Raw genomic sequence first — 20739 nt, 5'->3', positions numbered from 1 at the left:
GCGACGTGTGCCGCAACGGTTTCGGACACCGTGATAAGTCAAATCATGGTGCGGCGATGTCTGGGGAGCGCGGTAAGGTGCGGCGACAATTTCGACGCTACTCGCACTCGACCACGATTCAACGGTGCAATGAAAAACGGCGCATCGCCTCGTAGGCATGCGCCGTTTTCGTTATCGCTTGCGCCGCGCCCGCGGCGCGAATTTAACGAGCGGGGGCTTTGGATGCTGCCGTCGCCGCGCGCTTGCGCGCCGCTGCCGCGACGCCGCCGACCACCGGCTTCGCGACACCGTTCGCCGTCGTTGCAGCACCATTCACCGGCTTCGCTGTGACGGCCGACTTTGCGGGCGCTTTGGCTTTCGCCGTTGCTGCCTTGGCAGGTTTGCCCGACTTCGGCGCGCCCTTCTCTACCCCCTTCTCTGCCCCCTTTTCCGCGACCTTCTCGGCCTTTGCGGGCTTCACCGGCTTAGCCGGTTTTGCGGGCTTCGCAGACTTGGGGGCCTTGGCGGCTTTCTCAACCTTCGCAACCTTTCCGGCATTCCCGCCAGCGGCTGCGCTCGCAGGCTTCGCGGCCTTCTTCGGCGCAGCCTTGGCAGCGGCAGCCAGTTCAAGATCGATGGTGTGTTTGAGGCCTGCGATGACGGGGGCAGCCAGATCGTCGGCAAAGTGATCGAACCAGCGCTTGGCCTGCAACAACTTCTTTCCGCCGAGACGCCGCTTATGATCTTCGTCGCTGGCGAGCACCTTCACCGAGAGCCGAGCGCGGCCCTTCGAGAGGCGTTCGAGAACGGTGATGATGGTGAACCCGCGATGCGACGTCTTCTGCTCTGCAGACATACTGGCCTCCTGATGTTCCCGCCGCGCGGCGAGCCCGGATTGGATCGAAGCCACGATCTGGATCACGTGGATGCGCTCGATCCTACCACGCCGCAATGTCCATGCCAGCAGGCATGCGGCTTCCAGGCCCTTCAGTGTGTGGTCGGCGCAACCTCGGGCGGTTCGGGCGCCTGCGCGAAATACTGGACGCTGGCCGGTATTGCGAAGCGAATGTCCTCGTCCAGAAACGCGCGCATCAGCGCGAGATTGATGCCTTGCTGCAAGTCCATATAGAGGTTGTAGTCGGGACTGAGCACGAAATAGACGACCTCGAAGTCGAGCGAACTCGCACCGAATTGCTTGAAGTGAGCACGATCGAAGCGCGTCTTGCCGGAGGCCTCCACGGCCTGCCTGACCATCGCCGGCACGCGGGCGAGTTTGTCGGGCACGGTGTGGTACGTCACGCTGAATGTGAAGACGATGCGTCGCTCGGACATGCGTTTGTAGTTATGCAGCGTGTTCTTGAGCAACTCGGTGTTGCCGCAAACGATCTCCTCACCGCTAAGGCTTCGGATGCGCGTGGTCTTGAGGCCGATCCGCTCAATGGTCCCCGCCACATCGCCAAACACGATGAAGTCACCGACTTCGAACGGCTTATCCAGTCCGATGGCGAGCGACGCAAACAGATCGCTCAGCACGTTCTGCACCGCAAGCGCAACGGCCACACCGCCGATCCCGAGACTGGCGACGAAAGCGGTGATGTTCACGCCGAAGTTCGCGAGCATGGCCAGCAGCAACACGGCCCACGCAAGCACGCGCAGCGTCCATGCCGTCATGGTGACGATGACGGGGTTGTCAGGTACCGTCGAGCGATGCTGCATGCGTCGCGTGGACCAGACGCCCACCGCGCGATTGACCCAGAGCGCGAGTTGCAGACAGAACAACACCGTCCAGCCGTGAACGATAGCGGTGTCCCATTTGCCCCCCAGATCCAGCATCTTCAGGCCAATGAGCAGTGCGGCGCAGAGCAGCACGAAGTGCCGCGTTGCGCCCAGCACCTCAGCGAACATCCCGGCCGCCTGCGATTGCAGGCGCTTCGACAACGCCCCGAAGCGTCCGAGCGCGAGACGCAACACGCCCGTCAGAATTCCATAGCTCAGCACCATGGCAACCGCAGCGAACGCCCAGTCGGCGGGCGCTATCCCTTCGAAGGCTCTCAGTGATGTCAGCGTGGTCATCGGCAAATGCGTCCTCCCTCGTCAGGCAAAAGACTGATAAAGGAGCAAGCGGCGTGCCGGGCGGACGAGCAGACGTCCGGTCGACCGTCGATCCGGCAGACGAAGGTGAAAAAATCCGGGGAAATCAGTGAGATGGAAATGTCTTCAAAGGTGCCGAATTCGACGATGGATGGGAGCGCGCCAGCGGCGTCTCATTGATCGGCCATGCCCAATGTTTCAATCGAAGGAAGAAATTGCCCCGGTGGACTGCGGTGTGCGATTCGTCATGCAATCCTACGGGTCTCTCGCCATCGGCCTGCAGTAGAACCCCTTCGCGTATATCGACTGCCTGAAAGAGAGGATTTCACACTGGGCAACAAGTCCGAGGGAGCCGCTAACACGACAGCGATCATCTGAGACTAAGGCCTGTTTACATTTCGCGCAAAGCGCCTTGCACACGTCCTCGCCAATGCGTCGACCGAAATCAGGAGGGCCTGCTATGCTGGTCGGCTTCTACCGACGCGACATCACCGGCTTTTCGAATGAATCTGACTTTCTCACCCACTACGCAATCTGACGCTGATCTGCTGGTGAGCATCCGAATCGCCGCGATGCGCGAGAGCCTGGAGCGCATCGGGCGCTTTGACCCACAGCGCGCGCGAGAACGTTTCCTGGCATCTTTTGACCCTGCGCTGTGCCGCTTAATCGAAGCCGATGACGTTCGGGTGGGCTTTGTCCTGGTTCGCCCGCAACCAGACCACTGGTACCTGGACCACTTTTACATCCTGCCTGAACATCAGGCTCGGGGAATCGGAGCCGCAGTGCTGCGACAGATCATTGCAGATGCGGATTTACAACTGATGCCGATCCGCCTGGGCGCATTGCGTGGCAGCGAATCGAACCGTTTCTACCAACGACACGGCTTCGAGCAGACAGACGAAGCGGAGTGGGATATTTACTACGTGCGGCGACCACGCTCCCCGAAGGCATAGTTCCTACTCACACCCTTACGAGCGGGCCAAAGGCGCAGGCAAGCCCGCGAAAGCGAGGTAGTTAACGGCGAGCTTGTCGTAACGGGTCGAAACGCGACGAGATTGTCTGATGCGATTGAAAAAGCGCCCAACAATGTTACGAGTCCGGTGGCCTGCGCGCGCAAAAGACAAGATGTAATCAGCCCCTAGGACCCCGCCCCGGCGCGACCCTCAAGGCGCTGAAGCGCGTCGCCAAATTCGTGCATCAGGAAATCGACCAGTAGCCGAATCCGGGGCGGTACGGGGTTTCCGGGCGCGAATACGACATAGAGATCGATGCGCTGCATCGGGTGAGACGGGAGCAAGCGGACCAGTCGCCCCGACGCGATGTCCTCTTCGACGTCCCACGCGGCTTCGCAGGAGATACCCTCGCCCGCCAGCGCCCACTCACGCAGCATCGCCCCGTCGGCACTGGCCAACGTGCCGGTGACCTCGACATCCGACGATCCTCCCTTCGGCTCCCCCTCATGCATAAACCGCCACGTTCCCTGGACTCGATGGCGACGAAACAGTCTCAGGCAATTGTGAGCGCTTAGCGCTTCTGGCGTTGCCGGATTGCCGTACCGCTCAAGGTAAGACGGCGCAGCAACCAGCAGCATGTCCGACGATGCAACTTTGCGGGCAACCATGCCCTCGTCGCCCGGCAAGCCAAAACGCAGCACGACGTCACAGCCGTCGAGCATGTTTTCAACCCCGGCGTCGGACAGGAACAGCGTGATCTCAAGGCCGGGATGGAGGCGCGCAAATTGCGCGAGTAACGTCGATAGCCGACGACGCCCCAAGTCGGATGGGGCACTCACGCGCAAAAGACCCCGAGCGACCGTGCCTCGCGACGACACCTCGGACTCTACGTCCCGAACAGACTCCAGAATCGCCACCGCGCGCTCATACAGCAACAACCCTTCATCGGTGAGATTGAATCGTCGCGTGCTGCGATTCGCCAGACAAACGCCCAGACGTGTTTCCAGTTGTCGCAGACGCCGACTCACTGCCGCCGGAGAGGAACGCAAGGCAACCGCCGCGCGCGAAATGCCCCCGTTATCGACAATCGCCTGAAAAAGCGCCAGTTCAGAAATCGAGTCCAAGGCCGTCTCCCGCCGAGTGATAGCTGCGTAATTATCCGAAAGGATGCTAGCACCGACCGCTCCATACTTCCACTTATCGGAAATATGCCATCCGAATTCATAGGTTTCGGCGGCACCTCAGGCGATTCAATATGACGAATCGGCTTGATTACTTCCGAATTTCACAAATATGGCGCATTCCTTTCCTCCTCCAACCGGCACCACAGGTGCAACCGATGCATTCGCGATGACCACCCCACCTACGCCGCTCGTCGACGGGAAACAGACCGGGCTGGTCGCAGGGCTCGGGCTGGCGGCATGGATGGAGTTCTATACGTTCGATGCCGTCAATCTCGTGCTGCCCGACATGGCCGGCGCATTCGGCGTGTCGCACGAGGAAGCCAGTTGGCTCCTGATCGCGTTCAGCGCATCGTTGTTCTGGGGAATGGCCATCTCCGTCTGGCTCGCTGGCCATATTGGCTATTTGCGATACATCCTGGGCAGCATCGTTCTGTTCGCAATCGCGTCGCTGGGCTGCGCGTTCGCCACGGATTTCGGAACGATGCTGGTGTGGCGTACCGTCTCAGGGATTGCCGGTGCGGGCCTGGCGATGTGGTGGCGAGGCAGCGTCTATCTGTTAATGCCCCGGCCTCGACGCAGCGTGTCGATGATGCGCATCTCCATCATGATCTATCTGTCGACCGCGGCGGGATTGCTATTTAGCGGATACGTGACCGACCGATACACCTGGCGCTGGCTTTTCGTGCCCAATATCGCCGTCGCTGTCGCGGCCATTTGGCTACTCATTCGCCACTTTCCCAAGATTGTCCGCCCAACCGATGTACGGGCCCGTGGCATCGACGCGCCCGGACTTCTGCTGCTTGCGGTAGCGCTCGTTTGCACGCAAGTCGTCATGAGCCGGGGGCAGGCGAACGACTGGTTCGGCTCATCGGAAATTCGCGTATTGGCGTGGGCCGCGATCTCGGCACTCGTCTTGTTCGTCGGATGGCAGCTGCATCATCGCAACAGTGTCCGGCTACATCGCCTCGATCTCCTTCGACACCGCGATGTCGCTGCCTCCGTTGTACTGGGGGTGCTTGCCGGCGTCATCGTGTCCGGCAGCACGTATGCGTTGCCGGAGTTCCTGCGCACCGTTTATTCGCCCGGGCTCGACGCCACCCACACGGGACGAATCTTGTGTGTGTATGCACTAACGGCTGCGGCCATTCGCCCGCTCGTGACGCGCTCGGTCGGTAAATTCGGGCCACGAAAGGTACTCGCATTCGCCTTTATCCTTTTGACGGTATCGATGTCGCTGATGTCATATCTGATTACGACAACCACGCCGTACGGATATTTCGCGCTACCGCTCATCCTCTACGCCTTCTGCCTTTCGCCGGTATTGTCGGCGCTCGCCAGCGGGACGGTCGCCCGATTGCCGCAAGATGTGCAACTGGACGCGGTCGCCATGTACATGACGTTCCGACAATTCGGTATGTCACTGGGTGTGACCCTCGTGACCGTCGTATTGGCATGGCGCGAGCAATTGCATTCGAGCCGGTTGTTCGACTTCCTTTACTCGGCGTCCGTGCAGGTCAACGAATGGATGACATCCGCAACCATCATGTTGATGCAGCGCGGGATGTCGGCGACACAAGCCCGCAGCGCAGCCGAAGCGCTACTCGCCGAAACCGCGATAAGGCAAGCGAGAACCCTCGCCTATGCAGACGCCTTCGTCTTCATGGCGTCTGTCGGGGTGCTGGCTCTGTGCTTCGTCCCCCTGATGTCGCCCACACCCTCCAAAGGATGAACGATGAGAGAAACGAAACTGGTGCTCGTTATCATGGGAAGCACGCGCGCAGGCCGAAACTGCCCCGCGATCGCGCAATGGATTGCCGACATCGGCCAGACTTGCACGGATATGACTTATGAGATCGTAGATCTCAAAGCATGGCACCTTCCGCTTGATGACGAGCCGGGACTACCTGCCTCGGGCGCCCCCTATGCTCAACCTCACACGCGCGCGTGGAGCGAGAAGATCTCTTCCTGCGACGCCGTGGTTTTCGTCACACCGCAATACAACTGGGGCTATCCGGCAGCCTTGAAAAACGCAATCGATCATCTGTATTTCGAATGGCGGGAGAAGCCCACGGTCATCGTGACCTACGGCGGGCACGGCGGCACCAAGTGCGCCAGCCAACTACGACAAGTCGCCGAAGCACTGAAAATGCGCGTCATCACGACAGCCCCCTCCATCACCCTGTCCGACGATGTCATCCGTCACGGCGGCACCTTGCATCCGGCCACGGATTTCGCCGAATTTGCTTCCAGCGTCGAACAGGCCATGACAGAGTTGGCTGTCAACGTCATGTCTGAGGCTCCAAACGCACGTCGCTGACCGGCGTGGGATCAGGGACGTCGATATCTCTGCCCGAATCCCGCGCCTCAATCGAGAAACCGTATCGGCGCGCCCTCCGGATCGCCGACCAGCGCTTCGTCGCGCACAACGCACTTCCCTCTGATGACGGTATGAATGGGCCAGCCGGTGACTGACTTGCCGTCATAGGGTGTCCATCCACAGACGCTGGCGATCCACGCATTGCGAATCACGCGACGGGCACTCAGATCGACGATGCTGAAATCTGCGTCGTAGCCAAGCGCAATGCGACCCTTCCCCTCGATACCGAAAATTCGGGCGGGTCCTGCGCTGGTGAGATCGACCAGCCGCTGCAAACTCAATCGTCCGGCGCTCACGTGGTCGAGCATCGTGGGCAACAAGGTCTGCACGCCGGTCATGCCACTCGGAGATTGCGGATACGGCTTCGCTTTCTCCTCCAACGTGTGCGGGGCATGATCGCTGCCGATCACGTCCACGACACCTTCGCGGATGCCTTCCCACAATGCCCTCTGGTGTCGTCGCTCGCGCACGGGGGGATTCATTTGCGCCAGACTGCCCAGTGTTTCGTAGCATTCGGGGGCATGCATCGTCAGGTGATGCGGCGTGACTTCGACCGATACCCGGTGTTTGTGCTGGGCCAGATAGGCGATCTCTTCTGCCGTGGAGACGTGAAGCACATGAATTCGCCGCCCGGTTTCCGCCGCGATATTCACGATGCTTCGCGTGGCCATCAGTGCGCTTTCGACATCCCGCCAGACGTGGTGGTCCGTCACGTCGCCACTCTGCTCGACAATCGATTTTCGTTCGCGCAGACGGCGGTCGTCCTCGGCATGAACGGCCATTCGGCGGCGACCATGACGAACGATCCTGCGCAACGCGCGCTCGTCGTCCACGAGGAGATCGCCGAACGAGCTTCCCATGAACACCTTGACGCCAGCGCATCCGGGCAAATTCTCCAACGTACTGAGTTGCTCTGCGTTCGATGCAGAACCGCCAATGTAAAAGGCGTAGTCGCACCACGCGCGGCCTGATGCGGCGTCGAGCTTGGCTTGCAGCTGGGCAGCGTCCAACGTGAGCGGATGAGTGTTGGGCATCTCAAACACGGCCGTAACGCCGCCGAGCACCGCCCCACGAGTGCCCGCCTCAAGGTTCTCCTTGTGTTCTAGGCCGGGCTCTCGAAAGTGCACCTGACTGTCGATGACACCCGGGAGCACATGCAACCCCCGCGCATCCAGAACCGTTTGCGCACTCCACGTGCCCGCGAGTTCTCCAATGGCGACAACACGGCCGTCACGACATGCAACGTCGACACGCTCCGCGCCGTTGGGCGTCATGACGGTTGCGCCGGTAATCAGCAGATCGACGTGTTTGCGGGAACTTTCGGTTTGCATTTGACAGATCCTTTATGGAACAATATGCAACTCAGTTGCATTTAAGATCATATCGATATTGCGCCGTCCCGTCACGACCGACGAATGTCACGGTGTCTTTCCCGGAGGAAGTTGAGATGCGTTTTGGTATGGATGCCGCATGGCGGCTGGTGGTAGGGCTGGCGGCGCTAGTCGGACTCACCACACCCGTTTCGTCGCACGCGGCACAGGAGAAGTTAAACGTCGTGGCGTCCTTCTCGGTGCTCGCCGACATCGTGCAAAGCGTGGGCGGGGATCGCATTAACACCACCTCGCTGATTCCACGCAATCGCGATGCCCATCACTTTGAACCCACCCCGGCGGATGTCGCCGAAGTGCGTAAGGCTGACGTCGTGTTTGTGCACGGTGTCGCGGGCTTTGAGGGGTATTTGCCTCGCCTGATCGCGGCGTCCGGCTACACCGGTCCGGTCGTGACGGTTTCGGAGGGCGTGAAGTTGCGAACCCGTGTTCGCAAAGGCGTGGCGGGCGACGATCCGCATACCTGGAACAATCCGATGAATGCGGTCATCTATGTGGGCCACATCAAGGACGCCCTGGAAGCAAAAGATCCGGCCGGGCGCGCAGAGTATGAAGCTAACGCGGCCCGCTACATCGCTGCGCTAAAGGCCATCGATGCCGACGCGCGCCAACGCCTGGGCAAGATTCCTGAGACGCAGCGCGTAGTAATCTCGTCGCACGCAGCGTTCGGCTATCTCGGCGATGCGTATGGCATCACGTTCCTCTCGCCGATGAGCATCTCAACGGCCGACGAACCGTCTGCCAAGCACATCGCCGCGCTGATCGATCAGATTCGCAAGGAGCGCGTGTCGGCCTATTTCGTCGAGAATTCGAACAATCCGCGCCTTGTGGAACTGGTCGCTCAGGCGACCAACGTGAAACCCGGCGGCGAACTGTATGCGGAAGCGCTGTCGCCCCCGGGTGGCCCGGCATCGACGTATCTCGACATGCTTCGACACAACGTCGATACGCTCGCCACGGCGTTGGAGAAAGCGCCCGCGCAGGCCAGCGCGAAGTAGTCGCCGATGGGCAATAGGCAATGGGCAATGTCGCGCCACGTCTCTTGACGCGGCGCGACTGAACTCATTTCGGAAGGTTGTCGAGATAGTATTGCGCCGCGCGTGTGACGTGGCGCTCGGCAAGCAACGCCGCGAAAGCGGCGTCGCCGGTTTGCACGGCGCGCAATATCGCGGCGTGCTCTTCCCACGTAACGCGCACTTCCTCGTCATCTGTTTTGACGAAGACAATACGCGTCCGATCACGTAGCGAGCGCATCAGATCGGCCAGCATCGCGTTAGCACCGGCCGCATACAAGAGATCGTGAAAGCGCGCGTTCAGCTCCAGCAACCCGGAGGTTTCGCCCGCTGCGACCTTTGCATTGCCCTCCTGTAGGACGGCCTCGATCCGCTGGACAAGCTCCGGCGAACGGCGCTCTGCCGCCAGTCGGGCGTTGAGGCCTTCGAGCGTGGCGCGAATCTGCACGAGTTCTCGTGTCGATGCCGGATCGATCGAAGCGACCACCGCCCCGTGCCTCGGACGCACCTCGACCAGCCCTTCGACGGCCAGCGCCCGCAGGGCCTCTCGCACCGGGACACGAGAGACATCCAGTTCCTCGGCGATCCGTCCTTCGACGAGCCGGTCGCCCGGCTTGTATTCGCCCTTGGTGATCGACTCGCGCAGACGATCAAATACCAGATCGGACAATTGCTGATGCATGATCGGCGCTCGCCCATTTGCCGCCTTGGCTCCCCGCACCATATTTCCAGTCTCCCCTAACCGCCAATGGCGCAATTCTAGCAGCGCGCGGCATTTCGTAGACTGTACACAATATGAATTTGGGTGCTGCATCTATCGGCCTCGGCCCGGTATCGAGGCCATGAAAGCCAGCATTTCCCGCCCGAGCCAGTCCTCGCCGGAATTAAAGTGCGCCACGATGGACGTGTGATTGTGCCCGCGCGCCTGAACGAAGCGCGGCGGCGCCCCCCGATGCCGCAGCAAACGCAGGAAGAACTCTGCACCGTAGTCGTCGAGAAACCGATTCTCGTATTCAGCGACCGCGATCATGGTCGGCAGGACACTTCGGGTAGCGTGCGTGAGCGGTGAGCGCTCCGTATACGTCGATTCATCCGGACCGAAATATGTCCGCACTGGCCCGGCGTTCGGATTTCGGGGATCGGTATCGGCAAAGAGTCTCGCGCTGATAAGCACCAGTCCCGCGACGATCCCGCGCATGTCGTCACCTCGCGCGTGACCAGGATCGAACAGACTGCTTGCCGCATGGGTGCCACCGGCAGAATGCCCGACAAGGAAGATCCTCTGCGGATCGATGCCCCACTCCCGGGCGTGTTCGTGCACCCACAAAACGGCATCGGCGACATCGTCCGTCCCACCGGGCCACGGCGCAATGTCGGCCAATCTGTATTCCACGTTGACGGCCACAACGCCCTGTCTCGCGAACCAGTGGCAAACGTTGTCGTAAATCTCGCCGTTCACGCTTTTGCTGCCGCGTACGAACGCACCGCCATGAACGAAAATCACGGCATCGCGCAGGGCGTCGGGCGAATCGCTCGATTTGCGCACAGGGCTGAATACATCGAGTACCTGACGCGCGTTCGCGCCGTAAGGTAAATCGCGCGCAACATGCGGGCTCTTCGGGGCGACCGCCACGACCGGCGTGTAGCAGTCGATCACGATCTTGCGATTGCCGACGATATCGTCATTCCAGCGTGGACCGATCTCCAGCATCTGCTGGCGCTGCGCCTGCGGCAATGCGCCGAACGGTTCCATGGCGACGTTGCCCTCATTCACCATGACACGCTCACATCGCCGTTGACGAACGTCTGGCAGGCCATTCGGTACCCTTCTGCAATCGCTTCGTCCGTCAGATGACGGCGCTCCTTGGCTTTGACCGCGTCGGTATGCTCAATGCCCGCTTCGACCTTGCATCGACACGTGCCGCACAGTCCGCCCCCACACTTGAACGGTATACCGCCCTTTTCCCGCAGCGAGACCCGCAACAGATTGCTGTTCGGCGCGGCCTCGACGATCTTGCCGCCATTCGTCAGGAAGGTGATCTGGACCGTCGTCGCGACGCGCACCGTGTCGTCGCGACGGGTCAGCCGCGCGGCCGCAGGATCGCCACCGACTAAAGACTGTAGGGACGCGAGCGCGTCGGGAACGCTCTCGAACTGCTCGAAGAATTTTGTCGGCACGAGGTTGGCGTCACCGGCCGCCTCGTCGACGATGCGCACGCGCGTCGGCGTGTCGAGTCGCGCAACCACGAAGGCCGCGACATGGCGCTTTCCGTAAAAATAGTCGTGCGTTTCCAGCGCGGTGATGCCGGGTGTCGGCTCGCTGCGGTATTGGCCCGGGCGACTCGTCAATACAATGAACATGCGAACTCCTTGTCGCGATGGCTCAACGTCTACGGCTACTTAGCGCAGACTTCCGGGGCGGCGACGGCGACCTCGGCCCCTTGCTCCAGTTCGATATCGTGCTCGATCCACAACTGGCACACGAGTCTGTAGCCCTCGGACAGCCGCTCGCCCAGTTGCTTCTTCTCTTTCCAGTTAGGGGCGGGCAAATGCTCGGCGCCCGCCAGCACCCGGCAGGCACACCGGGCACACTTGCCCATCCCGCATTCGTAGCGCAGATGCGGATACGGGAACTGCTTGATCCCCGCGCGCACCACGAGATTGGCGTTCGGCTTCACCTCGTCCTGAAAGGTCTGGCCGTTCTTGTGAAATACGACGACTGGCATGAAGCCCCCTGTCAGATCGGGTGTTTCACGCGGCCACATCGACCGGTGGCGCGTGGTGAAAGGTGAAGCTGTCGGCGTACAGGTACCGCACGCTTGCCCCGTTCGCGACAAACGATCGGGTCGCGTCGGCGATCATCACCGGCGAACCACACAGATAGATGGCGTGCTCCGACAGATCGGGCTGATCGGAAAGCACCGCGTCTTGCACGTAGCCCCGCACGCCCTGCCAGCCCGCGTCCGCACGCGAGAGCACCGGCACATAGCGGAAGTCCTCATGCGTCGCAGCGAGCGCTTCGAGTTCTTCATGCAGATACAGGGCGTCGGCGGTGCGTGCGCCCCAATACAACGTGATGGGTGGCGTATCACCGTCTGCCAGCATTTCGGACAGCATGCTGCGAAGTGGCGCGATGCCCGTGCCGGTCGCGACCATCACGATCGGTCGATAATCGTCCGCGTGATAGCCAAAGGCACCGAGCGGCGCTTCGACGTCCAGCGTTTCGCCCGCGCGCAGCGTGCCGAGTCGCCGATGCGTGAAATGGCCACCGTCGATACGACGGATGTGGAACTCCGCCAGCGCGGGATCGTCCGCCAGCGGCGCTCGCGACGCCATCGAGAAACTGCGTGCCCCGAGCTCACCCAGAAGTACGTTCAGGTATTGCCCCGGACGAAACACGAAAGGCTGTCCATCGTCGAACGCCAGCACGAGACGCGTGACGTCGCCACTCAGGGGTTCTACGCGCAGCACCTTCGCCTGGCGACGCTGTGCAGTCGGTGCGTCCAGCAATCGCTCGGTACTCACGACCAGATCGGAACAGGCACGTGCCTGACAGAGCAACGCGAAGCCCGCCTCGGCGTCCTCATGCGACAACGCGAGGGGCATCTCTTCGTATTGCACGTGTCCTTCGCGCAACGTCACACGGCATGTCCCGCAGCCGCCGAATTCACATTCCGACGGCAACGCGACGCCTGCCCGGTGCGCCGCCGACAGCACGGTCTCGTCGGGCGATGCATCGAAGCTGCACTGCGCTTCGATCCAGGTGATTCGATGGGCCACGATTTTCCTCGCCGTCAGAGTTTGATGTCGGCCTGCACCAGCACTTCACGACCGCTGGCACCCAGCAACGATTGCAGCGCGCTCAGGCCCGCCAGACCCGCCTGCGTGTCCTGCTCGCCGTTCCCCCCGGACAAACCGATGCCGCCTACAACCTGACCATCGACCACTATGGGGAAGCCGCCGACGAACGCAGCAAACCGGCCTTCGAAGCTCCACTGAATGCCGAATGCCTCGTTGCCCGGCAGTGCAGGACCGTTCGGTGGTGTGGTGAACAAATGCGTCGAGCGCTTGTGTCCGGCCGCGGTGAACGCTTTGTTCCAAGCGATCTGCGGGCCTGTGATACGGCCGCCGTCCATGCGTTCGAGTGCGAGCGGAAAGCCGCCTTCGTCGACTACGCAAATCGATTCGAGCACGCCGATTTCATGCGAGCGTGCGATGGCCGCCGCGATCATGTGACGCGCTTCGGCCAGTTCAAGTTTGAAAAAAGGTTTCATGTCGAAGTGAAAATCCTGTGTTGATCGGACGTGTGCGGTCGGCTTCAGACGCCGCGATAAATCGTCTTGACCTGCAAATAGAAGTCGAGGCCGTCGCGCCCCGATTCGCGGAACGTCGCCGTGCTAGAGCGCTTGAGGCCACCGAACGGGGCGTTGATCAGATTGCCGGTCGTCGTGCGATTGATCTTGACGGTGCCGACTTCTATGTCGTCGACGAAGCGATGCATGAGGCACGCGTCCTGCGTGACCAGCGAAGCGGCCAGTCCGTAGTCGCTGTCGTTGGCCACCGCAATGGCATCCTCGTAGCCATCGACATCGATGACGGCTATCACCGGCCCGAAGATTTCTTCACGAGCGATGCGCGCATCGCGGGGCACATCAGTGAAGATCGCGGGTGTCACGAAGTAGCCGTGCGCATAGGCACCGTCCACGATCTGTGTTCCGCCGCAAACCAGTTTGGCTTCGCCACGACCGATCTCGACGTACTCAAGTACCGTTCGAAGCTGCCCCTCGGTGGCGAGCGGCCCGATATCGTTGCCCGCCTCAAGGCCCGGACCGATCTTGAGCGCCGCTGTTCGCGCCACCAGCTTTTCGACGAACGCCGCACGAATCTCACGGGCGACCAGCACGCGGCTCGTCCCCGTGCATGCCTGCCCCGTCAGCGAGAATCCGCCCTTCACCGTGAGATCGACGGCACGGTCAATGTCGCGGGATGCCAGCACGATCAGCGCATTCTTGCCGCCGAGTTCCATTTGCGTGCGCGTCGACATCGATGCAGCGCGGTGAATCTGCTCACCCGCAGATGTCGACCCCGTGAAGGAAATCGCCCGGATCTCCTTTGCGCCGACCAGCACCGGCCCGACAGCGCTGGCGCTGCCCGTGACGAAATTCAGCACGCCGCGCGGGATACCCGCTTCGACGAACGCCTCGACCAGCCGCAGGCCACTCAAGGGCGCATCGGTGGCAGGCTTGAATACGACCGTGTTTCCGCAGATCAAGGCGGGCGCAATCTTGCGCGCCGGAATCGAGACGGGGAAATTCCACGGAGAAATGACGGTCACGACGCCGAGCGGTTCGCGAACGGTATACACCGCCATGTCTGCATCGTCGTTCGGGAAGGTCTCGCCGCCGAACGACTGGGCTTCAATGGCGTAGTAACGCAAGGTCTGGGACGCTCGCAGAAACTCGTCCTTAGCGAGCGATTTCTGCTTGCCCTCCTCGCGGGCAAGCTCGTCGCCGAATCGCTCTGCATGACGCTCCAGATAAGCCGCCGCGCTCAGCAAGACTTTGGCGCGCGCGCCGGGCGCGGCACGCTTCCATGCGGAGAATGCCGAGGCGGCTGCCTGAACCGCCGCTGTCGCGTCGGCTTCGCCGGATGCCTGAAATTCGCCGACGACATCGCGTGTGTCGGCGGGGTTACGGTTCTCGAAGGTGCGTCCGGTCTGGCTCGCGCACCATTCACCGTCGATGTAGTTGAAGAACGTGGGCACAGTTGTCATCACTGCAACAGTCCTGCAAAGAAGCCGGGGGGCCGCGCTCCCCTGCCAGTCATGCGTGGCACAGGAACGCGGCGCTACGTCAGTCAGGCCGCCAGCCCAAGTTCAGGCAACGGCAACTCCTTCTCCACGTAGTCGTAGTAAAGCGCCGTGGTATACAGCAGGCGCATTTGCGCACCGATCTCGCAAATCTTCAGACAGCGCGCCTGAAGCTCCGGCGTGTTCGCGTTCTCCAGCACGATCTGGTAGCCGCGCTCGCCGTGGATCTCGTCGGACACGATGTGCAGATCGAAGAACTCGACTTCCTCGTCGGTGAACTTGTAGGTGTCGCGCAGCGTGGGCGTCTGCTTGCGGTAAATCGACGGGACTTGCGACTCAAGCCCCACCACCAGCCCGGCCACGGCGACGACCGGGTCTTCGCGCATGGCCACGGCATAACACCAGCTTTGCAGCCCGCGCGTCGTGGGCGACATGTTGTCCGGATCGACGACGCGCTCGCGCGTCGTGCCGCAGGCCTCGGCGAAGCGAATCAGCAGATCGGTATGTCGATCGCCGCCGATCTCTTCCTCGTACATGTTCGCGAGCAGGAAGTCCTTCGCTTCGGTCATGTGATCGGGCGTGCGTGCATACAGGTAGCCGAGATAGTCGGCAAACGGCCCGACGTAGTGGTAGTGGTTCTCGGCCCAGCGTGCAAGATGCGCGCGAGAGAGCTTGCCGCTCGCCCACGCCACGCTAAACGGTGCCTTGTTCGCGCTCTTGCCCTTGATTGCCTCTTCGAGTGCCGCGCGGAAGGTTTCGCGGTCCATCAGCTCTGCCATGTCCAACTCCTTTGATTGCCAGGTGAACGATCCCTAAGCGCTGGATCGGATGATTTTTGTATACGGTATACTGTTTTGCAAAAAATGCCAATACGACGAAACGAGTGAATCAGAAGTCTTTCCGGGAAAGGTCAGTCGGCAGAACGGCCAACGGCGGCGGCCTGCGGCGCGGCATGGGTGCCGATGTGTGCCGCCGATGTTGCAGATGCGTTGTCGACGGGTTCGATGGCGTCGAGCGCAATGCCGTTGGTCTCGGGCAGCATGATTGCCGCGATGACGACGAGTCCATAACCGACTGCCGCCACGACAGGGATCGCGAGCGTCAGCGTGGTGTGACCGCTGGCAAGCCAGCCCGCCATGAACGGAAACACGGAGCCGATCACACGCCCGGCGTTATACGCCACGCCGTAGCCCGTCGCCCGAATCTCATGCGGATACGTCTCGGAGATGGTCGCGGCGACCCCGGCAAACGTCCCCTGCATCAGCACGCCCATCAGGAAACCCAGCACCATCATGACCGGCATGGGCGCGGGGATCAGCATGTACGCAATGCTCATCGCGAAGGCGCCGATCGCGAACAGGATGTACGTCGGCCGTCTGCCCAGCTTGTCGGTGCACCATGCGCCCACGGCATAACCTACGATGGAACCGGTGATGGTGATGGCCAGCCACAATCCGGTCCCCGTCACCGAGAGGCCACGCTCGGTCTTGAGCCAAGTGGGCATCCACGTTGCGATGGCGTAATACGAGCCGAGCATGCCCCCGGAGAGCAGACTGCACCATAGCGTGCGGGCTGCGAGCCGCCCCTTGAACACGCCACGAATCGTCGTCAGCGGGCTCGTCTGACTGCGCTCGGCCAGCGTGCGCGTGAAGGCTTCCGGCTCTTCGAGATTGCGTCGCAGCCAGAACACCAGTAAAGCGGGCGCCACGCCGATGAACAGGCACACGCGCCACGCCCATTCCGGCGGTAGCCAGTTGAAAATCGCGCTGTAAGCCAGCGCCGCCAGCGCCCAGCCAAACGAATAGCTGCTGGCGGTGAATCCCGAGAACTTGCCGCGATGCGCCGGATTCCGGATCGTCTCCATGACCAGCACCATGCACAGCGACGACTCGCCGCCGAAGCCCAACCCCTGAATGATGCGCAGCACGGCCAGTTGCGTAGGCGAGTTGGCCAGCCCGCAAGCAAAGCATGCCAGCGCAAAGAGCGCGATCGTCCATCGCAGAATTTTCACCCGACCGTAGCGGTCTGCCAGCAGGCCCGCGCCGATCGCGCCGACGAGCGAGGCGATCAGTGTGTAAGTGACGATGCTGCCTGCCGTTGCCTTGCTCATATTCCAGGTGGTGAGCAACACCGGAATGAGGAAGGAATAAATCATGAAGTCGTAGACGTCGACCGTGTGGCCGATGAACGTACCTGCAAAGGCGCGCTTCTCGTTTCTCGATAGTGAGCTGAGCCAGGACATGGTGGTGTCCTCCTTGAGTTGTCTTGGTTCTGTGGGATCGTCGGTGATGAAAAGGGTGGTGCCTCAGGCGGGTGGAACAAAGGCGTAGCCGGCCGCTTCAAGCAGTTCGGCAACGCGGATGGCGCGCAAGTCGTGGTACAGCGGCGCCACGATTTGTACGCCGACAGGCAGACCCTGCGCGGTGCGCCCGGCCGGTGCCACCGTCGAGGGCAAGCCGCACAGGCCTGAGTGGCCTGCCCAGAAAAGCTGAGTGGTGAGCGGCTGCGCGCGACCGTTCACGTCGAGGGTGCGTTGCCACGGTGCACCGGCTTCGTTCAGGGGAAACGCTGGCGTCGCGGCCACTGGACAGAGCAGAACATCCACCTGCTCGAACAGCGCGCGCCACGCGGCGGCATACCCCTCACGCAGCGGTTGCAGACGCAGCCAGTCGCGATGACTCAGCACCGCGCCGGTGTGCTGAAGCGAGGCGTAGCGTAAGTCGTCGAGCGCGACATCGCGCGCCGCCGTCTGTGCGGATGCGTACGCCTCGTCGGACAAATATCCGCAAGTCGCCGCACGTAGGAGCAGTGTGTACACCCGCAGGAGTTCGGCCGCGTCGAGTGCCGGACGCGCGTTCCAGACGACCTGAGCGCCTTCACGCTCAAGCGTCTTACCCAGATCCACAAGGCATTGCTCGATGGTGGCATCGACCTCGGCGACGGCATGATTCGGGAGAATACCGAAGCGAATCTGACGCAAGTCGTCGACGTCACAATGCGGAAGCTCGATGCGTACCGCGCAGGCCGCATCGACCGACGGGCCAGCGAGCGCGCCCAGCACATGACGTAAGTCGGCCGCGCTGCGCGCGAGCGGCCCGGCGACATTGATATCGGGAAAGGTCACACCACCGGGCAACCCGTGACCGTCGAGCGGTATGAGGCCGTGCGTGCTTTTGTGCGAAAAGATCCCACAGTAGTGGGCGGGATTTCGGATGGATGAACCGATGTCCGAACCGACGTCGAAGAACGCCATCCCCGAACAGACAGCGGCCGCGCTCCCGCCCGACGAGCCTCCCGGGGTGCGCGACAGATCGTGCGGATTGCGCGTGGTGCCGTACACCGCGTTGTAGCTTTGCCAGTCGCGCAACCAAAGCGGCACGTTGGTCTTGCCGAGCAGGATGGCACCCGCATCGACCAGACGCTGTACGACGGTCGCATGTCGCGTTGCCGTGTTGTCTGCGTACGCGGGGTCCCCCACGGTCGTGGGCCAGCCGAGCACATCGAACGATTCTTTGATGGTGAACGGCACCCCGTGCAGCGGCCCTTGCGCAAGTCCCGCCCGTCGCTGCGCATCACACTCCCTGGCGGTGAGATAGGCTCGCTCGAAATCGCTCACGACGACGGCATTGAGCCGTGGGTTGGCTTCACGCCAGACGCTTTCGCAGGCCTGCACAAGTTCGACCGAAGTCACTTCGCCTCGATGGAGCGCCGCCTGTACGGCCTCCATTGAGGCGTGGTGCCAGGGGAAACCTTTGCTGGCTGGCCTTGCTGCGGGTTCGGCCAGCGTCGCTCCCGGGGGATGATCGAAAGCGTCAATCGTGAAGTTTGTCATGATGGGGTACGCATTTCAGTATTCTGTATACCATCTGCCGACAAATTACGACTGTCAAGGGACTGGGGGATCAGGGTTTATGCGGAGACGCCTGCCGAGCGGCAGGCGCTTGAGGGGGCGACCGGGCAATTCGCCCGGTCGTTACATGGCGCGTTACTTGACGCGTTAGGCCTTGAGCAAGGCCGACGCGTTGCGCGTCAGGATGGTCTGTCGACGCGACTCGTCAAGTCCGGACAAGTCGTCGTGCGGCTTGAGCAACCCCATCGGAAACGGCCAGTCGGAGCCGAACACGACGTTTTCCGAGCCGAAGACGGACTCACTCAGCGCCAACGCGCTGTCATCGTGCGTGATGCAATCGACGTAAAAGCGGGAGAAGATGCCACGCGGGGAAGGCAGCGTCATATCGACGCCCGGTCGGGACGTTCGATAACCTCGCTCGTACCGACCGGCCAGCATCGCCGTAGCGCCACCGCCATGCGCAAGACAAAAGCGAATTTCCGGATACCGGACCGTCCCCCCCCCGAACGCAAGATGCGACGCCGCGACGGTCGTCTCTACCGGGTTACCCATCAAGTTCTCCAGATAGAACTTGCTCAGGCGGGTATCGCAGCACTGCCCCGGGTGAAGGAATAGAAAAGCGGATTGCGCATTCAACGCCGCCCAGAGTGGCTCGTAGGCGGTGTCCGAGAGCGTTCCCTCGTAGCCCCCCGCCGCCGCCGCATAGCGAAACGTCTCGTGGTTTTCCAGCACGAGCCGAGCCGCGAGCTCAGGGTGTTCGAGGGGCAGATGCCGGAGCGCAGACAGACGTGACGGGAAGCGCTCACAAACGCCTCGCAACCCATCATTGACATACGCGCACCACACCGCCGACGCCGCCTGATCCAGCGATTGTCGATACATCGGCGGTGGTATCGATACCCAGGCTTGCGCAACCCCTTGTTGATCCATCCACTCGATCAGCGCGTCAGGCGAAAACAAGGCACTCATCCCGATCGTGTGACCGTCGAGCGTAAGCCGTCGTGCTGCGCCGTCCCATTGGACATTCGCCATCGTGGACAGCCGGGCCTCATCGATCGGGGCCAGATGCGCGTGAACATCCAGCGCAATGCGTGTGGTTTCCATGTCGACTCCGAACTCACTGCGTCTACCCATCAACTGGGTTCGAGATTGGCGTTCATTTCCTTGCCCCAAAACTCCGGCGACCAACGCGGCCCCCAGGTATAGGGCAAATCGTTCCAGTCGCGGCAAAGCCACCGGTCGGTGATCTTGTCCATGTCCGCATAGAACTCCACCCAGCTCCCCCACGGATCGCGCACATAGTGAAACAGATTGGAGGCAATTGCGTGCCGCCCGGGACCGAAGCCATCGCCGTATCCCGCTTCGCGCATTCGCCACGCCCCGTAGCCGATATCGTCAAAGCTTGGAACCTGGAAGCTCGCGTGCTGGAAACCCCGGTGAGAGCTATTGATCAGCCCGAAACAATGATGATCGATGACGCCGTGCCCCGCCGCCATGAACGCGACCTTGCCAGCGGCGCGGTCCGTCGTTCGCAAGCCCAGTACGTCCGAGTAGAACCGCTCGGCACGCGCCCATTCCGGCGTAAAGATAAGCAGGTGCCCGATCCGTAACGGCGGTCTGTCTTTCTCAAGCGTTTGCCACAGATTGATGTCGACGCGATCGGCAGCCCCTCCGAAATTGAAGGCCGGGACCTCGACGCGCGGCAATGCATCGGCGTTCTCAGGATTCAGATGAATCCATGTGCCCCACGGATCCTCGAACCAGAGCCCCTCGCGCTGCCATCCGTCCGGGGCGCAGGGATAGACCTTGATCCCTGCCGCCTCGATGCGCCGAGTCATGCCCGCCACGGATATCGGCGCGATACGAAAGGAAAGGTGATGCAGTCGCTTCTTCTCGCCTTGCGTCAACACGATTTCGTTACTGGATCGCCCCGGTGAGTTACACAGAAGCGCCCGGCCATCGTCTGAGCGGCGCACATCCAATCCGAACGTTGTGTAAAAGCGTTGAGCGACGTCCAGATCGGGCACGGTCATGCCGAAGCCGTTCAGACCCTCTACAGCAGACGTTGTCATATGGCACCTCGATAGGGAAATTC

The 20739-nt window shown here is 61.7% G+C and carries 20 protein-coding genes and 1 pseudogene; 4 read left to right on the top strand and 17 right to left on the bottom strand.

What is annotated here, in order from left to right; all coding sequences use genetic code 11:
* Positions 1 to 202: 202 nt before the first annotated feature.
* On the bottom strand, positions 203 to 835 hold the full coding sequence (locus tag NA29_RS25695) for a hypothetical protein (protein WP_150777349.1): 633 nt from the start codon (positions 833 to 835) through the stop codon (positions 203 to 205).
* A 131-nt stretch (positions 836 to 966) separates the two neighbouring features.
* On the bottom strand, positions 967 to 2052 hold the full coding sequence (locus NA29_RS07710) for a mechanosensitive ion channel family protein (RefSeq protein WP_052252615.1): 1086 nt from the start codon (positions 2050 to 2052) through the stop codon (positions 967 to 969).
* Positions 2053 to 2573: 521 nt separating this feature from the next.
* Between NA29_RS07710 and NA29_RS07705 the strand changes: the two genes are divergently transcribed.
* Positions 2574 to 3023: a GNAT family N-acetyltransferase gene (locus tag NA29_RS07705; protein ID WP_039397263.1), complete on the top strand. Its 450-nt coding sequence runs from the start codon at positions 2574 to 2576 to the stop codon at positions 3021 to 3023.
* Between the two features lie 7 nt (positions 3024 to 3030).
* Here NA29_RS07705 and NA29_RS07700 read toward each other — a convergent pair.
* A pseudogene (locus NA29_RS07700) lies at positions 3031 to 3176 on the bottom strand (IS5/IS1182 family transposase); the annotation flags it as partial.
* Positions 3177 to 3208: 32 nt separating this feature from the next.
* On the bottom strand, positions 3209 to 4147 hold the full coding sequence (locus tag NA29_RS07695; protein ID WP_052252614.1) for a LysR family transcriptional regulator: 939 nt from the start codon (positions 4145 to 4147) through the stop codon (positions 3209 to 3211).
* A gap of 226 nt (positions 4148 to 4373) precedes the next feature.
* Between NA29_RS07695 and NA29_RS07690 the strand changes: the two genes are divergently transcribed.
* On the top strand, positions 4374 to 5936 hold the full coding sequence (locus tag NA29_RS07690; protein WP_052252613.1) for an MFS transporter: 1563 nt from the start codon (positions 4374 to 4376) through the stop codon (positions 5934 to 5936).
* A gap of 3 nt (positions 5937 to 5939) precedes the next feature.
* The gene (locus NA29_RS07685; protein ID WP_039397261.1) at positions 5940 to 6524 is read left to right on the top strand and encodes an NADPH-dependent FMN reductase; all 585 of its coding nucleotides are present in this window, start codon (positions 5940 to 5942) and stop codon (positions 6522 to 6524) included.
* A gap of 47 nt (positions 6525 to 6571) precedes the next feature.
* Here NA29_RS07685 and NA29_RS07680 read toward each other — a convergent pair whose 3' ends face one another.
* The gene (locus tag NA29_RS07680) at positions 6572 to 7915 is read right to left on the bottom strand and encodes a dihydroorotase (RefSeq protein ID WP_039397259.1); all 1344 of its coding nucleotides are present in this window, start codon (positions 7913 to 7915) and stop codon (positions 6572 to 6574) included.
* A gap of 116 nt (positions 7916 to 8031) precedes the next feature.
* Between NA29_RS07680 and NA29_RS07675 the strand changes: the two genes are divergently transcribed.
* Positions 8032 to 8970, top strand: a complete 939-nt coding sequence (locus NA29_RS07675; protein WP_197701872.1) for a metal ABC transporter solute-binding protein, Zn/Mn family — start codon at positions 8032 to 8034, stop codon at positions 8968 to 8970.
* 64 nt (positions 8971 to 9034) lie between these two features.
* Here the strand turns inward: NA29_RS07675 and NA29_RS07670 are convergent, their stop codons facing one another.
* The 12 genes from NA29_RS07670 to NA29_RS07615 form a co-directional block, all read right to left on the bottom strand.
* On the bottom strand, positions 9035 to 9709 hold the full coding sequence (locus NA29_RS07670) for a GntR family transcriptional regulator (protein ID WP_039397254.1): 675 nt from the start codon (positions 9707 to 9709) through the stop codon (positions 9035 to 9037).
* Between the two features lie 90 nt (positions 9710 to 9799).
* Positions 9800 to 10762, bottom strand: coding sequence for an alpha/beta hydrolase (locus tag NA29_RS07665; protein WP_052252612.1), 963 nt, complete (start codon positions 10760 to 10762; stop codon positions 9800 to 9802).
* Positions 10756 to 11049 carry a 2Fe-2S iron-sulfur cluster-binding protein gene (locus tag NA29_RS07660; RefSeq protein ID WP_039402713.1) on the bottom strand — a complete coding sequence of 98 codons (294 nt, stop codon included), beginning with the start codon at positions 11047 to 11049 and terminating at the stop codon, positions 10756 to 10758. Before NA29_RS07660 ends, NA29_RS07665 begins: the two co-directional genes overlap by 7 nt.
* 332 nt (positions 11050 to 11381) lie before the next feature.
* Positions 11382 to 11711, bottom strand: coding sequence for a 2Fe-2S iron-sulfur cluster-binding protein (locus NA29_RS07655; RefSeq protein WP_039397252.1), 330 nt, complete (start codon positions 11709 to 11711; stop codon positions 11382 to 11384).
* A 25-nt stretch (positions 11712 to 11736) separates the two neighbouring features.
* Positions 11737 to 12765 carry a 2Fe-2S iron-sulfur cluster-binding protein gene (locus NA29_RS07650; protein ID WP_039397250.1) on the bottom strand — a complete coding sequence of 343 codons (1029 nt, stop codon included), beginning with the start codon at positions 12763 to 12765 and terminating at the stop codon, positions 11737 to 11739.
* 14 nt (positions 12766 to 12779) lie between these two features.
* A complete protein-coding gene (locus tag NA29_RS07645; RefSeq protein ID WP_039397248.1) occupies positions 12780 to 13259 on the bottom strand; it encodes a GlcG/HbpS family heme-binding protein in 480 nt (159 codons plus the stop codon).
* Positions 13260 to 13303: 44 nt separating this feature from the next.
* Positions 13304 to 14758 carry an aldehyde dehydrogenase family protein gene (locus NA29_RS07640; RefSeq protein WP_039397246.1) on the bottom strand — a complete coding sequence of 485 codons (1455 nt, stop codon included), beginning with the start codon at positions 14756 to 14758 and terminating at the stop codon, positions 13304 to 13306.
* 83 nt (positions 14759 to 14841) lie between these two features.
* The gene (locus tag NA29_RS07635; protein ID WP_039397245.1) at positions 14842 to 15573 is read right to left on the bottom strand and encodes an iron-containing redox enzyme family protein; all 732 of its coding nucleotides are present in this window, start codon (positions 15571 to 15573) and stop codon (positions 14842 to 14844) included.
* A gap of 131 nt (positions 15574 to 15704) precedes the next feature.
* Positions 15705 to 17036, bottom strand: coding sequence for an MFS transporter (locus NA29_RS07630; RefSeq protein ID WP_052252611.1), 1332 nt, complete (start codon positions 17034 to 17036; stop codon positions 15705 to 15707).
* A 63-nt stretch (positions 17037 to 17099) separates the two neighbouring features.
* Positions 17100 to 18626, bottom strand: coding sequence for an amidase (locus NA29_RS07625; protein WP_084103543.1), 1527 nt, complete (start codon positions 18624 to 18626; stop codon positions 17100 to 17102).
* Positions 18627 to 18791: 165 nt separating this feature from the next.
* Positions 18792 to 19748 (bottom strand): amidohydrolase family protein, encoded by a 957-nt coding sequence (locus tag NA29_RS07620; RefSeq protein ID WP_052252610.1) that lies wholly within the window; start codon positions 19746 to 19748, stop codon positions 18792 to 18794.
* Positions 19749 to 19777: 29 nt separating this feature from the next.
* Positions 19778 to 20677, bottom strand: a complete 900-nt coding sequence (locus NA29_RS07615; protein WP_039402710.1) for a VOC family protein — start codon at positions 20675 to 20677, stop codon at positions 19778 to 19780.
* Positions 20678 to 20739: the final 62 nt, after the last annotated feature.

Origin of the sequence: Pandoraea sputorum (assembly GCF_000814845.2) — a bacterium.
Lineage (GTDB): Bacteria > Pseudomonadota > Gammaproteobacteria > Burkholderiales > Burkholderiaceae > Pandoraea > Pandoraea sputorum.
This window is presented reverse-complemented; position numbering and strand designations above follow the sequence as displayed.